The 16,123-nt window shown below is 63.9% G+C and carries 15 protein-coding genes; 11 read left to right on the top strand and 4 right to left on the bottom strand.

What is annotated here, in order from left to right:
• Positions 1–190: 190 nt before the first annotated feature.
• Both A4H34_RS08100 and A4H34_RS08105 read left to right on the top strand, forming a co-directional pair.
• Entirely contained in the window at positions 191–1,564 is a 1,374-nt protein-coding gene (locus tag A4H34_RS08100) for a zinc-dependent metalloprotease (protein ID WP_231871006.1), read from the top strand.
• A gap of 138 nt (positions 1,565–1,702) precedes the next feature.
• Positions 1,703–2,839: a hypothetical protein gene (locus A4H34_RS08105; protein WP_064231764.1), complete on the top strand. Its 1,137-nt coding sequence runs from the start codon at positions 1,703–1,705 to the stop codon at positions 2,837–2,839.
• Here A4H34_RS08105 and A4H34_RS08110 read toward each other — a convergent pair.
• On the bottom strand, positions 2,774–4,777 hold the full coding sequence (locus A4H34_RS08110; protein WP_064231765.1) for an ATP-dependent DNA helicase UvrD2: 2,004 nt from the start codon (positions 4,775–4,777) through the stop codon (positions 2,774–2,776). The two genes, A4H34_RS08105 and A4H34_RS08110, sit on opposite strands and share 66 nt — an antisense overlap.
• A 163-nt stretch (positions 4,778–4,940) precedes the next feature.
• Here A4H34_RS08110 and A4H34_RS08115 point away from each other — a divergent pair, with 163 nt between their 5' ends.
• Both A4H34_RS08115 and A4H34_RS08120 read left to right on the top strand, forming a co-directional pair.
• Positions 4,941–5,183 (top strand): mycoredoxin, encoded by a 243-nt coding sequence (locus A4H34_RS08115; RefSeq protein ID WP_009200151.1) that lies wholly within the window; start codon positions 4,941–4,943, stop codon positions 5,181–5,183.
• Positions 5,184–5,262: 79 nt separating this feature from the next.
• Positions 5,263–5,862 (top strand): TetR/AcrR family transcriptional regulator, encoded by a 600-nt coding sequence (locus tag A4H34_RS08120; RefSeq protein WP_064231766.1) that lies wholly within the window; start codon positions 5,263–5,265, stop codon positions 5,860–5,862.
• Positions 5,863–6,005: 143 nt separating this feature from the next.
• Here A4H34_RS08120 and A4H34_RS08125 read toward each other — a convergent pair whose 3' ends face one another.
• Positions 6,006–6,452, bottom strand: coding sequence for a DUF6041 domain-containing protein (locus A4H34_RS08125; RefSeq protein WP_050758882.1), 447 nt, complete (start codon positions 6,450–6,452; stop codon positions 6,006–6,008).
• A gap of 316 nt (positions 6,453–6,768) precedes the next feature.
• On the opposite strand from A4H34_RS08125, the gene A4H34_RS08130 reads away from it, so the two are divergent.
• The gene (locus A4H34_RS08130; protein ID WP_064231767.1) at positions 6,769–7,635 is read left to right on the top strand and encodes an SDR family oxidoreductase; all 867 of its coding nucleotides are present in this window, start codon (positions 6,769–6,771) and stop codon (positions 7,633–7,635) included.
• Positions 7,636–7,715: 80 nt separating this feature from the next.
• Here A4H34_RS08130 and A4H34_RS08135 read toward each other — a convergent pair whose 3' ends face one another.
• A complete protein-coding gene (locus tag A4H34_RS08135) occupies positions 7,716–8,174 on the bottom strand; it encodes a MarR family winged helix-turn-helix transcriptional regulator (RefSeq protein WP_064231768.1) in 459 nt (152 codons plus the stop codon).
• A 222-nt stretch (positions 8,175–8,396) separates the two neighbouring features.
• Here A4H34_RS08135 and A4H34_RS08140 point away from each other — a divergent pair, with 222 nt between their 5' ends.
• From A4H34_RS08140 to A4H34_RS08150, 4 genes are all read left to right on the top strand, one after another.
• Positions 8,397–8,768 (top strand): VOC family protein, encoded by a 372-nt coding sequence (locus A4H34_RS08140; protein ID WP_064231769.1) that lies wholly within the window; start codon positions 8,397–8,399, stop codon positions 8,766–8,768.
• Positions 8,769–9,419: 651 nt separating this feature from the next.
• Positions 9,420–9,563, top strand: a complete 144-nt coding sequence (locus A4H34_RS11055) for a hypothetical protein (RefSeq protein WP_156510299.1) — start codon at positions 9,420–9,422, stop codon at positions 9,561–9,563.
• A 22-nt stretch (positions 9,564–9,585) separates the two neighbouring features.
• On the top strand, positions 9,586–10,029 hold the full coding sequence (locus A4H34_RS08145) for a hypothetical protein (protein ID WP_064231770.1): 444 nt from the start codon (positions 9,586–9,588) through the stop codon (positions 10,027–10,029).
• Positions 10,030–10,106: 77 nt separating this feature from the next.
• The gene (locus A4H34_RS08150) at positions 10,107–10,607 is read left to right on the top strand and encodes a hypothetical protein (RefSeq protein ID WP_064231771.1); all 501 of its coding nucleotides are present in this window, start codon (positions 10,107–10,109) and stop codon (positions 10,605–10,607) included.
• Positions 10,608–10,642: 35 nt separating this feature from the next.
• Here the strand turns inward: A4H34_RS08150 and nudC are convergent, their stop codons facing one another.
• A complete protein-coding gene (nudC, locus tag A4H34_RS08155) occupies positions 10,643–11,986 on the bottom strand; it encodes an NAD(+) diphosphatase (RefSeq protein ID WP_064231772.1) in 1,344 nt (447 codons plus the stop codon).
• A gap of 528 nt (positions 11,987–12,514) precedes the next feature.
• Between nudC and glgX the strand changes: the two genes are divergently transcribed.
• A complete protein-coding gene (gene glgX, locus A4H34_RS08160; protein WP_231871007.1) occupies positions 12,515–14,740 on the top strand; it encodes a glycogen debranching protein GlgX in 2,226 nt (741 codons plus the stop codon).
• A gap of 138 nt (positions 14,741–14,878) precedes the next feature.
• Entirely contained in the window at positions 14,879–16,051 is a 1,173-nt protein-coding gene (gene trpS / locus A4H34_RS08165; RefSeq protein ID WP_231871008.1) for a tryptophan--tRNA ligase, read from the top strand.
• The last annotated feature ends 72 nt before the right edge of the window (positions 16,052–16,123 follow it).

Here is a 16,123-nt window from a genome sequence, read left to right on the forward strand (position 1 = left end):
CGCGTCTTCGCATACGCGGGCGCCGTCTGCCGGCAATGCCCCTGCACTGTGCGGGGTCTTTGCACTGCGCAGGCCGCGTTCGGGCGGCGGTCGTGCGCTCGCGGCGCATGGTCTTAGCCCTCGGCGGACAGCCGCACCATATTCGACGTCGAACAAATAAACTTGAGCCAGTGGATGAGAGGTGCCCAACGTGAGTGAGAACGAACTGCCGCAAGACCCCGACCAGTGGATGGAAATGCTCCGGGCTGTGATGGGAGACGAAACCGCCGAACGCATCATTGAGCAGATGCGCGAGTCGGGGGTCAATCCCGCAGCGGCCCTGCAAGGCATGGAAAACCTAGACGTAACAGCCGTCATGAATCAGGTCAGGTCCATGCTCGGCTCTTCCGGCGACGGTCCCGTGGATTGGAGCATCGCCGAGAAGGCGGCGCGCTATCAGATCCAGAACGAGCACTACGACTCCCTCAGTTCCGCGGAAGGCGAACGGGCGCGGGAGGCACTTTCCGTCGCTTCCTTGTGGTTGGACCCCGCCGTCGACGTCGATCCTTGCACCGGCCCGAACCAGGCGTGGAGCCGGCTGGATTGGCTCGCCCATTCGCTTCCCACGTTCAAGAGGCTGACCGAGCCGGTCGCCGAGAACGTCGGGCGCGCCTTCATCCATGCCATTCTCGGCCAGCTTGGGAACATCCCCGAGGAATTCCATTCGGTTCTCGGCGACTCCGAGTCCCTTCCCGGCATGCGAAATCTGATCTCCGCCGTCATGGGCCTCCAGTACGGACGGGGCATGGCCGAGCTTTCCACCGTGTGCTTCGGCACCGCCGACGCCGGCCTGCCGTTGGTCGAAGGGCACACGGCCGCACTCGTCCCCTCGAACGTCTCCGACTTCGCCGAAGGCCTGGACGCGCCCGAGAAGGAAGTCCGCATGTTCGTTGCAATACGCGAGCAGGCCGTTGCGCGGCTGTACTCGAAGGTTCCCTGGCTGCGTCCGCGCGTCCTCGACGCCGTGGCCGCCTATGCTCGCGAAATTCAGATCGACATGAGCTCGATGGAAGAGCAGGTCCGCGAGACCGGCTTCGACCCCCAAAAGCTCCAAGAGTTTGACCTGTCGAAGGTCTTCTCCAGCAAGCCCACCGAGAGTCAGTCGGCCGCCCTGGCGCAATTGGAGCACCTGCTTTCCCTCGTCGAGGGATGGGTGAGCGCGGTCTCCCTACAGGTCGCCTCGGCGCAGCTGCCCCATGCCGTGGCGCTGGGCGAAATGTTCGGCAGGCGCGCGGCTGTCAGCTCGCCCGCCCAACGGGTGTTCGGGCCGCTCGTCGGTCTTCACATCCGGCCGCGCGCCAATCGCGAGGCCCAGCGTTTTTGGGAGGTCGCCTACGCCAAGCTCGGTGCCGAGGGCCGCGACGGACTGTGGAAGCATCCCGATCTGCTTCCGACCAGCGAGGCTATAGAGGATCCTGACGCGTTCTTCGATTCGTCGGGGCCCTCCCCCGCCGTGGCGGAGGAGCTTGACGCCTTCCTCGCCGAGCTTTTGGGCGAGGACGATCCGCCGACTGAAGCCGAGTGATCTCCGTGTCATTCAAAGCCTAAGAGTTTCCACTGCACCCATGCGACGCCAACCGCCGTCGACAAGGCTCTCGCGAAGACTGATAACGCCTGTGCATAACTCTGCGGTGGAAATCTGGGATAACGGTAGCTTTAGCCCATGGAAAGGGTCTTTCACATTCGCGAGGGCCTCGGAGTGTTCTGGCGCGACCGCGACACCCTGCAGATCGGTCTTGATCCCCGCACGGGCGTGACGGTAGGCGGGCTCAATCGAACCGAGCAGGATTTCGTCGCCGCCCTTTCGCGCCCATTGTCGGCAACCGAGGTTGAGTCTTCGGCGCATCGAATGCACATCGCGCCTGCGCGCCGCACTGAAATCCTCGACATGCTTGATCGCGCGGCCGTCCTCGCGCAGCCGCTCCGGAGTCTGTCCGGAACATGCGTGCAGCTGACAAACCTCGATGCCCTTGGCGTGTCCATAGCGTTGGCTCTCGCCGAGGCGGGAGTGGGCGCGATCGTCTTCAGCCCAAACATGGGAACGGTGGGACAGGAGGATCATCCGGCCCTCGCGAAGCGGCTCGGGATGCCGCGAGCTCAGGCTTTCCTGACCGCGTTGCGTTCTGCCTCCGTCGAGATTCGCACAAGCGGGACTCCCGACGTCGCCGTCGTCACCGGCTCGCGCCTCATCGATCCGAGCGCAACCGGCGATCTGTGCGGGCGAGGCGTCCCCCACCTCCTCGCGTGGGTCGAGGAGGTCGATGCCTGCATCGGTCCGCTGGTCGAACCGGGCGAGAACGCCTGCGCCGGCTGCGTGTACGAAGCGCGGTGCGAAGCCGATCCGGCCTGGGTCAACCTCGCGCCCCAGGCCGTTTTCGCCAAGCCGATCGTCGCCCCGACGAATGTCAGGAACCTTGCTTGCGATCTGGCCGTCCGCTGCATCTTGGGCTTTCTAGCGGGCGACGGCAACAGTCTGCGAGAGGCTCAGTGGAGGGTGCCTCGCGGCACGGCGGCGCCCCGCCAAGTGGCCGTCGTCGCGCACCCGGCGTGCCCGTGCAGCGCGCACTCCCTTCTCCTGGGCAAGATCGACAAAACAGACGGCGAATCCGATTTCGAGGCGAACGGCGTCGGAGCGAATGCAGAGCGCAGCGTCAAGGCGAGTTCCAGGTCCTGCTTCGAGGCGGCTGCCGCGGCCAACGGGGAGGCGGGGCCGGCGCCCAACGCCTCGGGCGCCTCACCGACCGGAACCCGATTGGGCGACGACCCCGAGGATCTCCTCCCCCCATTCGGCGAGTTTTGAGGCGCCTATGCCCCGGATCTTCCCCAACTGGGCGAGCGTCGCGGGTTTGGCGACGGCGACGGCGCGAAGCGTCGAATCGTGGAGGATGACGTATGCGGGTTTGTCTATGCGCCGCGATGCCTCGAGCCTCCATTCGACGAGCGCTTCGAAAAGAGGAACGTCGTCTTCATGTTCGGCCGCGAATTGTCGCGCCGCTGCCGCTTTGCGCTCCCTGTAGCTCGTCGCGCGGGAAACGGGCTCGCTTGGCCGGGGCCACGTCCCCTGCAGAAAACGCGACATTTTCCGGGCGGATCGCTGCCCGTTGCCCTTGGCGTAGGAAATCTGGAGGCACTGCTTGGCGCGTGTGATGCCCACATACATGAGACGCCGCTCTTCGTCTATCGCATCCTCGCCCTTGGCCAGGGAAATTGGCATGAGGCCCTCGCTCATGCCCACCAGAAAGACGGCGTGCCACTCGAGGCCCTTCGCCGAGTGGAGGGAGGCGAGCGTCACTGAATCGGTCTCGGGCGCAGCCTGAATCTGCGCCCGTTCCTCAAGCTCGGCGACGAACTCGGCCATCCCCGCGCCGCGAGCCCGCTCCATTTCTTCGGCCATCTTGAGCAACGCGGCCAGCGCGGACCATCTTTCGCGCGCGGCGCCCGCGCCTTCCGGCGGCTGTTCGCGCCACCCGCGTTGCATGAGCACCGCCTTGACGTCGTCTGCAAGCGCCCCGCCAGCTTCCGCCCGGGCGGCTGCGCGCATGCCCACCATCGCTTCGCGCACTTCGCGCCTGGAAAAGAAACGCTCGGACCCGCGAATGGAGTAATCGACGCCGGCCCGCCCCAGGGCAGCCTCGAACTCTGCCGACTGGGCATTCGTCCGGTAGAGGACGGCGATGTCAGCGAGTCCCACTCCCTTTTCGCGCAGCTGGAGAATCTCGGCGGCCACGGCTTCGGCTTCTTCGACGTCGTCCCCGTACTCCTTGAAGACGACCGGAACCGACGAGGGCAGCTGCGAGACGAGCCTGACGGCGCCTTTCGAGGAGTCGGGCGCGATGACCTCGTTGGCGCACGCGACGATCTGGGGGCTGGAACGATAGTCCCGGATGAGCTCGAGAATCTGGGCACCCCGAAACTCTCGCGCAAAATCGGCCAGGTAACGGGAGGACGCCCCCGCGAAGGAGTAGATGGTCTGGGAGACGTCGCCCACCACGCACAGGTCGCGGCGCTCGCCCATCCACAGCTGCAGCAACCTGTGCTGGAGCGGGGAGACGTCCTGATACTCGTCGACGACGAAGTGACGGTACTGGTCGCGCACCATGCGGGCGACGTCGGGACGGTCGATGAGAATGCCGATGAGCAACAGCAGGACGTCCTCAAAGTCGATGACTCCCCGATTCTGTTTAACATCCTCGTAGGCCCGTATGAGCCGAGCGATTTCTTCTGCGGGATAGCCAGCGGCCTGATCCCGCTGAAGGCTCCGGGCCCGGTCTGGGTAATCGTCGGGGGTCACGAGGCTGACGCGCGACCATTCGATCTCGGAAGCCATGTCCCGCAACGAGACCGAATCGGTTGTCATGCCGAGCTGGCCGGCGGCCTGCGCAACCATGGAAAGCTTGTTCTCCGCGATCGGCGGGACGGCGCCGCCGATCGCCGTCCCCCAAAAATAACCGAGCTGACGCAGGGCCGCGGCATGAAAAGTGTGGGCCGACGCCCCGCGCACGCCGAGATCGCGCAGGCGCGAGCGCAGCTCCCCCGCAGCACGCGACGTAAACGTGAGGGCCATGACGTTTCGGGGGTCGAGGATCCCCGCCCGCGCGGCATATGCGATCCGGTACGTTATCGCGCGCGTCTTCCCCGTTCCGGCCCCCGCACGCACACACAGTGGAACTCCGAAGCGCGTGGCGACTTCACGCTGCTCCGGATCGAGGTGCTCGAGCAATTCGTCCGCCGATTCCATGGTTTAAGTCTGGCACGTCCCTCCGACACTTTCCGGAACGGCAGTTTCCCCGGATCGCCGGCGTCGTCCATGATCGCCGACGTCGTCCATTCCCGTTCCCGCCGTTCGCGAACAAGAGCCCCGCAAGCGCGAAGCGGCGCGCAGACGGACCTAAACTTGCGTCATGGCACAATTCAAAATGTACACGACCACGTGGTGCGGCTACTGCAAGAACCTCAAGCGCCAATTGGACAAAGCGGGGATAGCCTACGACGAGGTCGACGTCGAAAAGGACCCTGCGGCAGCCGAGCGCGTCATGTCGTTCAACGGCGGGAACCGCACCGTTCCCACCCTCGAGTTCGAGGACGGCAGCGCGCTGACCAATCCGAGTCTGAGCCAGGTGGAGGCCAAGCTCGCGGAACTGTGAGCCGACCGGCTCGAACCTTCGGCAATGCGGCGAGGGCTCGAGCCGAGACAAGCCGCGGGGAATTGAGACGGGGTGAGACATGGCCAGGCCTCGCAAACCCATCGAAGCCGGGCGGCGCGACAGGCTCATGCGGCAGGCTCGCGCGCACTTTGTGCACTGCGGATACACCGGAGCCTCGCTGAGCGAGATCCTCTCCGCCGCCGAGTTTCCGCGCAGCTCCTTCTATTATTTCTTCGGCGGCAAGGCCGCCCTGTTCGAAGCGGCATTCTCCGACGGCCTGGCGCGCCTGGCCGAAAGGGTGCGAGTGCCCGACGTCGATTCGCTGGACGCAGAGTCGTTCTGGCCCTCGATTCTCGGGTTCCTCGACGATCTTGAAGAAGCCGGTGCAGACCAAGACATCTCGATGATCCCGCGCCTTTTCCACATGCCGGACGCTCCGGAATGCGCCGCCCGCGTCGATTTTGGCAGGGCGGCCAGGCAGTGGTGCGAGCGTGCTGTACGCACCGGGCGGGCGCTCGGCGTGCTCGATCGCGAAATCCCCGTGAGCCTTCACGTCGAGCTGGTGTGGAGCATCGCCATTGCGCTCGACCGCTGGATGGCCTCGCAGGCCGCCGGCGCCGTTGACGGACGCGGGCTCAGCCGCATTCTCATGACGCGAGTGCTCGGGGCACCCTCATGACGCGAGTGCTCGGCGACATGGCACGCAGGCTCGGCGCCATTGGGCCTATGCTCGGCGCCACCACGCCCATTGCGCGGCGCCATTAGGCCTATGCTCGGCGCCGCCGCTCCCATGTTCGGCTCTACTCAGCGCTGGCCCGGCTTCTATGACGCGAGCGCTCGAGGCGCCGCGCTTCGGCGCAGACGGCGCCGGGCGAAGAGCAAGTGAACTGCTGCGCCGCCGAAGGCGACGTCGATCGGGACGACCTGCGGAAGAGCCCGTCGCAAGATCAGCATGAAACTGCCGAGCATGGGAAGCGTCATCGCCAAGGCGGCGTCGGCGAGGCGGCTGTCGCGTTCAAGGAGAACGCATCCCGCGCTCGCCATCGCGACTGCGACGACGGTGTTGGCCTCCTCGGCGTGATCGCCCAGCCAGCGGGTGACGCCCTCTTCTGCATGCCCGCGATTGGCCTGCAGCGCCTGTGCCAAACGCCCAGGCGTGCTTTCTATGGCCGGAAAACACTTGCCGACGCCGGCTGCGAGGTAGGCCGCCCCGAGCACCCGGCGACGCCGCAGCTCGCGCTCGGCCGCCGAACGATGTGCGTGATTCATTGTCTCGATTCCTTTCTCTGCGCTGTTCTCTGTGCCGTCCCGATTTCCCTTCCCCAAATTCGTGGACAACATTGTCCATAAACGCTAGCATGGTTTCAGGCGCTCGCGCAGCCGTACTTCGACGAAGCCTGCGGGAAGCAACCGTTCAGCAAGCCCCTGGACCCCGCATTCCCGCAAGGGCCGGCCGTGATCGCTCGACACATCCCCGCCAGGCTCACTGGGACGGAACAAACAGTCAGACGGAACGAAACAGCGAGGCTGACGGGGCCGACTCAGCGACGCGAAAAACGAGCGCAAAGACGCGAAAGGAAGAACAATGTCCACCGTTCTCGTTGCCGGAGCAACCGGCTACCTCGGCCGCCACATCGTCGAGGAGCTCCACCGCCGCGGCCGTCGCGTGCGAGCAGCCGTGCGCGATAGGGCGCGGGCCGAAAAGGAGGGGCCCTGGAAGTCGCCGTCGTTGGAGGGGCTCGTCGAAGAATGGGCCGTCGGCGACGTCGCCGACCCCGACTTCGCCAAAGACCTCGCAAAGGGCGCCGCCCAAGTCGTCTCGGCCCTGGGCGTGACGCGGCAGAAAGCCGACCCGTGGCAGATCGACAACCTCGCCAACCGCGCCATTCTCGCCTCCGCGCTTCGTCACGGCGCCGCCTCGTTCGCGTACGTCAACGTCCTTGGCGGAGAGAAATGCCCGGCCAAACTGACGCGGGCCAAAACCGCTTTCGCACGAGCCTTGGAACGAGCCGACGTCCTCTATCAGATCGTCAATCCGTCGGCGTACTTTTCCGACATGATGTCGGTTTTGAAGATGGCCAAGCGGGGCAAGGTGCACATATTCGACCCAGCCATCCGTCTCAACCCGATCCACGGGGCGGACCTCGCAGTTTGCATCTGCGACCTCATGGAAAAGGGCGAGAAGGGATCGTGGGACGTCGGCGGACCCGACGTCTTCACATGGGACGAGTTGGCGCGAACAGCTCTTGCAGCCATGGAGAAACGGCCGCGCGTGGGCAAAATTCCGACGTGGATCCTTCCGCCCGCGCTGGGGCTGACGTCGCTGTTCAGCAGACGCCTGGCGGACGCCGCGCGTTTCGCGACGTGGAACATGCTGCACGACTGCGTCGGGTCCGCAACCGGCGTTCGCCATCTTGCCGACTTTTATGCCGAGAACCGCGACCTCGTCTGAGTTCGACCGCTCGGCGCGGCGACGTTCGACGCCGACCCGGCTTGACGTGGGCCGCCTCCCGCCGTCGCCCAGGGCCAAGATCAGTCTGCGGGCAACGAATCCCCTCTCTCCGTCAACGCCTCGACGCATGCGGACAGATCCTCCCGCAGGCGGGCGAGCCGATCGCCGTCAAAACCGGACGTCATCTGCCTTTCGATCCGGGCAACCTCCCCGGACGCGCGTTTGAGCAGTGCCTGCCCTTTCTCTGTAAGCCGGAGAGGCAATGCCCGCCCCTCAGGAGCGCGCTCCGCGCGTTCGGCCAACCCTCGATCGACGACGCCGCGAAGAAGCGAGCTCATCGTCTGGCGCGCGACGAATGCGCCGCGCGCCAGATCGGAAGCGGAGGCTCCGGGATCCCTGTGGAGCAATTCAAGGCAGGCATACTGGGGCGCGGTCAGCCCCATCGGACGAAGCGCTTCGTCCATGCGAGCCCTCAGCGCAGTTTGCAGCTCTTTGAGTTTGTAACCGAGAAACTGCCTCGGATCGCCATTTTGAGTCATACTCGAACCCCTTCTTGACCCACTTTCGAACCTCCCTCAAACCATTTTCAGCGCCTTCAACCGGTTTCGAGGGCCTGAAACGACTTCAGACTTCCAGCCGGCTTCGACCGCCCCTTGACCCATAGCAGTATTCTGACATACCCTTTTTAATGTCAGAATACTGACATTGGGTTTGTGTCCACAAAACAGACGCATAAAACCGCCCATGAACAGAGGAGAAACATGACCGTCACAGGACCGGATTTCATCGCACTGCAGGTTCGCGACCTCGAACGCTCGGCGCGCTTCTACGAGACGAAGCTCGGGCTTCGCCGCACCCCCTCTTCACCGAAGGGCGCCGTCGTCTTTGCCACCGCACCGATCCCCTTCGCCGTCCGCGAGCCCCTGCCCGGCGTAGACCTCGACCAAGCGGCCCCACGCCCCGGCCTTGGCGTTGCACTCTGGCTTCGCTGCGACGACGTACGCGAGCTGCACGGTTCGCTCACGGCGGCCGGAACGCCGACCCTGAACGAACCGACCCTAGGCCCCTTTGGACCGACCTTCACCTTCCTTGACCCCGATGGGTACGCGGTGACGGTCCACGAAGACTCCTAAACCCCGTCGCGTCGAAACCTTTCACAGCCCCCGAGGCCCGGCCTCGGGGGCTTTTCCGCGTCCGCGAAGCCTTTCGCGGACGCCTCGCCCCACACCCTAATGCCTCGCCGCTGGAACGCTTCGCGGCCTCGAAAACCCCCAGACCCCAAAGAGCCACGACCGCCGCCTGCCGCAACGGAGGCCGCCCCGGCCGGATCGCATCCTTGCACCCAACCGACCGCAAGCAGGAAGCAAAGAAGCATGGGGCGACTATTTGAAGAAAAGTGAAACAGCCCACAGTAGAGTGTAAGTTCTTGCAACTACCTCAACCGCATCGTAGGCTAAAGATCGTCGGGCAGATGAATCTCGTAACCGAGAATCATCGTCTACGTCAAAATACTTATAACTTCGATTCGCACAACTGAGAATCCGCGGATTTGCGCGGTTAAACCGCAATGGTTTGACGCAGCGAGCTCCGCTTTCACGCCTGCACTCAGTGCCGCAACGTCAACCGACCACAAGAGTCGATGACAGGCAAGCGGCCCTCATAACATACCTGTCCACTCGTCGTTTTGAGCGACATACCGTTCGAGCGGCATCCTACTTGAATTCGGTCCACAACGAAACCAATCCAGACCCGCGCACACCGCGCCACAACCCAAAGGAGAAACAATGAGCGAAAACGAGAAGTACGACGACCTAGACGAATCCATCGGTCGGCTCAAGCGCGCAGCCATTGACGCATACGTCAGAGACAAAATAGGAGGCGGGGCGGAGTCATTCACCCGGAAAGCGAATGAGTATCAAAGGCAATGACAAATAATAGAAAGGAAGAGCGATGACGAAACCCATATTCATCACCCTGCGCATCCTCATCGTCGCGCTGACCTTCTTCACCCTCAAATGGCTGTTCTTAAGCAGCCCGACCATAACCCTCAACGCCAGTGAGATCCACTGCAAGCCCGCGGGCTGGGACTATCTGAGAGAAGGCTATAACACGTCTGGTTTTTTCGACATAGACAACTCCGAAGAAATGGATCAGTTCACGGCAACCAACAACATCGGGGGAGAATTGGCCGAGCAACGAAGAGCGCGCGACAAGGCCATCGAAGCATGCAGCCTCGCACGCGACAACCGCAGGCTCTACATGAACCTGACAGCGATCTTCGCCGCGACCGCCTTCGTCACACTCCCCAAGCCAACACAGAAGAAGCTTAACCTCAACTTCTTGAAGTTAAAACGAAAGGATGACGAGCTCGTCACCATTCCCGAATCGCAGTAGAACTCAGCTCCGTCAATCAGCCACTCGCAAACCGGAACGGCCAGAGCACCAGCAGAAAGAAATAGAAAGGAATGGCAATGACGAAACCCATATTCATCACCCTGCGCATTCTCATCGTCGCGCTGACATTCTTCACCCTCAAATGGCTGTTCTTGAGCGGTCCGGTCATAACCGTCGGTGCCAGCCGGATCCACTGCCGGGCGGTCGGTTGGGACTATCTAGGCGAACCTTATAGCGCGTCTGGTTTTTTCGACATTCACAGCGCCGACGACATGGACAGGTTCTCCTCAACCAACGACATTGGAGAAGAATTGGCGGAGCAACGAAGAGGGCGCGACAAGGCCATCGAAGGCTGCAACCTCGCACGCGACAACCGCAGGCTCTACATGAACCTGACAGCGATCTTCGCCGTGGGTGCTTTCATCGCTCTCCCCAAGCCAACACGAAAGAAGGCAAACTTCAATTTCCTGAAGCTAAAACGAAAGGACGAACTCGCCGTTGCCGTCCCCGAACCGCAAGAGAGCACGCTCTGTCGATCACGCAACGGCGAACCAAAACAACAAGACGACGCAGGCTAAGACCGAACGAACACACGGCCGCTGGCCAACGTCAGTTAGGCGTCGGCCAGCGGCCGGCCCAGCCATCGCTCGATGAGCCTCGCGGAGACCGACGTCGGCGTCGGCAAACCGATCTCCCCCGAGGCCAGAGCTCCCGAAAACTCCTCCCGCGAAAAGAACCGGGCGAAAACGAGCTCCTCGCCGTCGACCTTCACGTCTTCCTGGCGGGCACGGGTGCGCCCCTCAAACGCAAGCATGAGAGAACGCGGGAAAGGCCACGGTTGGGAGGTGACGTATGCGACGTCGTTGACGACGACGCCGGTCTCCTCCAAAACCTCCCGCGCGACAGCCGACTCGAGCGGCTCGCCGGCCTCGACGAAACCCGCGAGAACCGACAGCCTTCCGGGGGCCCATCGCCCGTTGCGCGCGAGGAGAAGCCTGTCCTCGGCGTCGCGGACGGCCATGATGACGGCAGGATCCACACGCGGGAAAACCGTGTGCCCGCGCCCGCAGACCATCTCCCATCCCCCGGACCGCAGCGACAAAGGCTCGCCGCATCTGTGGCAGAAACGGGTGCCGCCTATCCAGTTCGAGATGGCCACGGCCTCAACGGCGAGCTCGGCCTCGACCGAAGGCCACAGATGGGACGTCAACGGCACCGAAGCGAAGTCGGCGCTCACAGACCATGCTCTCTGGCATCCGGCGCTCTCAAAATTCGTTCCCTGTGAGCCGACCCGCTCGGAACTCGCTCTCTTGGAGCCGGAGCCCTCCGAACCCTCGAAGCCCACTTTCTCAGAGCCAGCATGCCCAGAACTCACGTTCCCAGAGCCGGTACCCTCGAAGCCCACTTTCTCAGAGCCAGCGCGCTCGGAACCCGCGTTCCCAGAGCCGGGCCTCTCGGAACCGGCTGCCTCGGACCTTGCCCTCTCGTTACCCTCTGCAACGGCCGCCAGCCGAGAAGAGGCCGGAATTGCACGCGAGACGACCCTAGGGTCACGTGCGGAATCGTCCGCGTCGCCTACGTCGCAGGCGAAATAGGGGGTGCCGTCCGCCAAGCCGAGGTATACGGCGCGGCGCCGCGCTTCTGGGTCAATGGACTCCGCGGAAACTGCGAGCACGCGTTCGGCGCCGGGCTCGACGGCCACCCTCGCCCCCGAGACAAAGAGAAATCGAGCGCGGGGATTCTCTGCGGCCGCGGCAAGCGCGTTCGAATCGCGCCGGGTGGCCTCGTCCCTTTCGACTCCCACCCGAACAGCGCCTGTCCAAGAGCCAACACACTCTTCGCCCGCCTGCCGAACGCCCGCCGATCCGCGCTTCGCGCCCACACGCTCGGCGTCTGCAAGCCCGTGTTTGGCGCCCGCCAGCTCGTGCTCCGCACCCGCGCGCTTGGTTCCCGCCATCACATTGCTCCCGTCCTCGGCCTTGGCCCAACCAGCCTAGTGCTGCGCGCATCGCACGCAAAACTCAGCCACGGCGACGGGCGCGCCGACAGCGGGAAAGGCCGACCAGCGGAAAGGAAGGCCCGCCAAACGAAAGAAAGGCCGACCAGCGGAAAAGCGGGCTTATCAGCAGAAAAATCGGCCGACCACGGGAAAAGGCCCGCCAACAAAAAGGGCTCGTCAATAGAAAAGGCCCGTCGACAAGCACAGTCAACACAGCCTATTTGCGCACGCAGTTTCGGACCGTTTACGCGCAAGAAGGGCTATTCAAGGGGCGAACTTCACATATGCACGCGAAAATTGGTTGAAGAATGACGAACTGCCAAGGAAAAGACGCGCGGAACTCGTTTTTCGCAACGTTTTTCCCAACATCGCGCAATCGCGGCATTCCGCGGAAATCCGGGCCTTCTCATCCGCGTCTGCGCTTTCTCGCCGGGCAAGCCCTCGCATCGGCATGTTCTGGGGTTGAATCTTTGCCATACTTGCACTGTGAAATCCCACCCGTTGTCGAACGCCGCGGTCTTCGCAGAAACAGAAACGATGCCGACGGAGCACGCCGTCCGCTCACCCGTCGCCGCAGGCGCACACGTCGTAGGGTCCGGCACAGATTTTGCGCTCATGGCGCCGCACGCCAGCTCAGTGATGCTGTGCCTTTTCGACGGCGACGACACCAGCGGCGAGCGAAGATTCGCACTCCACTCGCTGGGGCAGGGCCTTTGGGCGGGCCACGTTCCCGGCGTCAGCGTCGGGCAGCGCTACGGATACCGCGTCGCCGGGCGCTGGGCGCCCGAATTGGGACTCCTCCACAATCCTGCCAAGCTTCTTCTGGACCCTTACGCCAAAGCCGTCACGCGCGCGCCCATCCTCGACGGCGCCCTCTTCTCGCCGGGGTTCAGCCTGGACCGCTCCCGAATCCTCGACCCCGACCCCCTTGACTCCGCTCCTTTCATGAGCCTCGGCGTTGTGACGGAACCGGAAGAGTCCGTCACCCATCACCCCCGCATTCCTTGGCGCAACACCGTCATCTACGAATGCCACGTCAAAGGCATAACGGCGCTGTGCGAGGGCATCCCGGAGGAGCTCCGGGGGACCTACGCCGGCCTGGCCCACCCCGCCGCCGTCGACTACCTCAAGCGACTGGGAATCACGGCTGTCGAGCTTCTGCCGATTCAAGCCAAGATGGACGAGACCTTCCTTGCGGACATCGGATTGACCAACTATTGGGGCTACAGCACGCTCGATTTCTTCGCCCCCGAACCCAGCTACGCGACGCAGGCCGCACAGGAGGCCGGCCCCCAAGCCGTCATAGACGAGGTCAAGGGCATGGTCGCGGCCCTGCACGAGGCAGGAATCGAGGTAATCCTCGACGTCGTCTACAACCACACGTGCGAAGGCGGCGGCGACGGGCCGACGATTTCGTGGCGGGGCATCGACAACACCTCCTATTACATGGCTCAGCCGGACAACCCTGGACGCCTCATGGACACCACGGGATGCGGCAACTCGCTCGATTTCCGGCGACGATCCGTGCTCCTCTTGGCGCTCAACTCGCTGCGCTACTGGGCGGACAAAATCGGAGTCGACGGTTTCCGATTCGACCTCGCCGTGACGCTGGGGCGCAACGGAGAGCATTTCGACACGAACCATCCCTTCCTCATGGCCATGTTGACCGACCCGATCCTCGGCAGCCTCAAGCTTGTCAACGAACCCTGGGACCTCGGCCCCTTCGGCTGGCGGACAGGCCAGTTCCCGGCCCCGATGGCCGATTGGAACGACCATTTCCGCAACACGATGCGCTCGTTCTGGGTAGCCGATCCACGGGTGCTCGCACACGGCGGAAGCGGCGGCGACCTGCGGGACATAGCGACGCGGCTGGCCGGATCGGCCGATCTTTTCGGGCACGGGCGCATACCCGGCGGCCGCGGCGTGTACGCCTCGATCAATTTCATAACGGCCCACGACGGATTCACGCTGCACGACCTCGTCTCCTACGACGCCAAGCACAACGAGGCCAACCGCGAGGACAATCGCGACGGGACCACGAACAACCTCTCCTGGAACTTCGGATTCGAAGGCGCGACCGATGCGCCCGGCCCCGTCAAAGCGGAGCGGCGCAAGGCCATGCGCAACCTCTTGGGGACGCTTATCCTTTCCGCCGGAACGCCCATGATCACCGCCGGCGACGAATTCGGGCGAACCCAAAAGGGCAACAACAACGCCTACTGCCAGGACAACGAGCTGACCTGGGTGAATTGGGATCTGGCCCCTTGGCAGCGCGACCTGTGGGAGACGACGGCCTTCCTCCTGCGCCTGCGCAGAGAGTCGAACGCGTGCCGCCCCACCGGCTTTTACACTGAAACCTCCTACAAGGACGACGTTCTCACCGATTTGGACTGGTTCGACGCCGAAGGCAACACCATGCCCCAATATCTCTGGTTCGACCGCGGGTACCGAACGATCCAGATGCTGCGCTCGGGACGGGGAAAAGACAACGACGTCCTCGTCATCCTCAACGGCTCGCCCCACGACAAGGAGATTCACCTGCCGGAGGGCCGAGGAACCATTTTCCGCCTGGCTTGGGATTCGGCCTGGGAACGCCCGAAAGCGAACCAGCCCTCCTATGCCCCCGGAGCAAGGACGTCGATCGGCGCACTGTCGATGCAGGTGTACACCGCGCCGCCAAAGCCGCGCGAAACGGCGGCTCCGGCAGACTGACAGGCAAACCTACTAGACTGTGTGTCGAAAACGCGTCTGATGGCTTAGCGCGCGTCCGACCGCGAACCGAACCGACGACGAGACAAGCTGCGCGTCAGATGAGACGAACCATGCGTCCGACGCCGAAAGAAGGGACATATGACCGAGGACAATCGGACTGCCGACGCCGCGGCAGTCAGCGACGGGCGAGCTGGCGACGCCGATCGATCCGACGTGGCCGGCCGGTCGCACGGCCGCAAGCAAGCCGCGGGCGAGGCGCCGGAGGCGAGCGCGACCCTCGCCAAGGCTCGCGACATCTCCCGCAAGATCGAGAAGGCGATCGAGGAGGACCCCGGCCAGTTCCGCGTGTTGACGGGCGACCGGCCGACCGGCCATCTTCACGTCGGCCATTATTTCGGCTCTTTGCATAACCGCGTGCGCCTTCAGAACGCGGGAGTCGAGACGTGGCTCGTCATCGCCGACTACCAGGTGATCACCGACCGAGACGGCGTCGGCCCCATCGGGGAACGCGTCCGCTCGCTCGTTGCCGACTACCTCGCCGTGGGAATCGACCCTGCCAGGGCAACGATCTTCACCCATTCGGCTGTGCCCGCCCTCAATCAGCTCATGCTCCCCTTCCTTTCGCTCGTCACGGAATCCGAGCTTCACCGCAATCCGACGGTCAAGGCTGAGCTCGAAGCGGCGGGAAACCGGGCGATGTCCGGCCTCATGCTCACCTATCCCGTGCACCAGGCCGCCGACATCCTCTTCTGCAAGGCGAATCTCGTCCCCGTGGGCAAAGACCAGCTGCCGCACATCGAGCAGACGCGCGTCGTCGCCGACCGCTTCAATTCCCGCTACGGCAAAGTGTTTCCCCGCCCGCACGGCCTGCTTTCCGAAGCGGACATGATCCTCGGCCTCGACGGGGACAAGATGAGCAAATCCCGCAACAACACGATCGAGCTGCGAATGGACGCCGACGAGACGGCCAAGCGGATCAAGAAGGCCGTGACCGACTCCGAGCGCTTCATCGCCTTCGACCCCGAGAATCGCCCCGAGGTCTCGAACCTCCTGACGCTCGCGGGCCTCGCCCAAGGGCGCTCGCCCCGCGAAATTGCGGAGAAGATCGGCGACGCCGGAGCTGGAAGGCTCAAAGCGGTCGTCACCGAGTCGCTCAACGATTTCCTCGCGCCGATCCGCGCCCGCCGCGCGGAGGTCGAGGCCGACCCCGGATACGTCGAGAAGGTCCTGCACGAGGGCAACGAGCGGGCGAACGCCATGGCAGACGCCACCCTCGACGAGGTGCGCAAGGCCATGAAAATGGTTTACTGAGAAGGCTTTGCGACGACGGCCGCGAATCAACGGCCGACGTCGAGTCGAAGTCCTCGCCGTCCAACCCGGCCA

The organism is Peptidiphaga gingivicola (assembly GCF_001652275.1).
Lineage (GTDB): Bacteria > Actinomycetota > Actinomycetes > Actinomycetales > Actinomycetaceae > Peptidiphaga > Peptidiphaga gingivicola.